The 1,067-nt window shown below is 44.3% G+C and carries 1 pseudogene; it reads right to left on the bottom strand.

Annotation, left to right across the window (positions count from 1 at the left end):
* Nucleotides 1-1,067: pseudogene (locus A3738_RS31665) on the bottom strand (phosphate ABC transporter permease); the annotation flags it as partial.

Here is a 1,067-nt window from a genome sequence, read left to right as displayed (position 1 = left end):
TTTAATGTACCGAATGCAAGAGGGGATAAGCTGTATTTTGGTTCGAAGTCGTTATTCGCTGCTGAAGATTGCCAAATGTAATCTGGTTCTTCATAGCCCTCATACCAAACTTTGCCCCAAAGTGCTGAGAAGGAAATTTCAGGGTGCTCGTTATCCACTAACCACCATTGAATTTTTCCATCCGTAGTTTCAACAAGAAGTTTGTTGGCACGTGGTGCAATAGCAAGATTATTAACGGCTGCGTCTGCACTAATGGTCAATGCAGTGGAATGCGCAGTACTGTTGTAAAACTTAATCGTGCCTTCAGTGTTGGCGATTAAGAAACCCTTACGACGTTGTTCAATATCTGCCGCTGCAATCTTACCGCCGACGGCTTCAAAGGTACGAATGTTTTCAAGACGATACTTGTTGTTTTCATCGCGTACCATGAACCACTGCGAGGTGCTTCCTTGGCTGTCGGAGACCAAGATGGAAGCACCACCCAGTAGTAAGGTCATATCGTCAATTAAAGTATTTTCGTCACCCACTTTGATGGTGCCGTTGACGATATTTTCACGTTTTGCATTGAGATCTAAAACCTGGATATGTCCATCATTGGTACCGACAAATACAAAGCGCATCGCAGGTTCAGCAATGATAAATTTAGGTGCGACATCAAGTTGTGGGAGATCAACTTCTTCAGGCACTAAACGTATTTCACCGCTCAAGAAGTCTTCTTCTTGTTCGAATTGTTTTGCGACCAAGGCGTTCGATTCTGTTACCGCGACGACCATTAGTGCGCCGTCACTTAAGGCAATAGAAATTTCTTTTAGAGGCTCACCATTTTCAGCTAGCTGCATAGCCTCTTCGCCGAATGGATATTCAATAAAAGGTTCAATCTTACGCTGGTCATTTGGGTAAGTGATTTTATAGCTGTGCTGCAATACCAGAGCAGAACCATCACTTAGGCCAAGTACGAATTTGCGAGAAGCAGGATCTGCGTTGGCGACGCTAGATACCTCAACGCCCTCGGGAATCGGGAGAGATACAAGGTTATCGATGCTCCCGTCTATTGTGTTAAAGAAAAC

Source organism: Oleiphilus sp. HI0066 (genome assembly GCF_001635725.1).
This window is presented reverse-complemented; position numbering and strand designations above follow the sequence as displayed.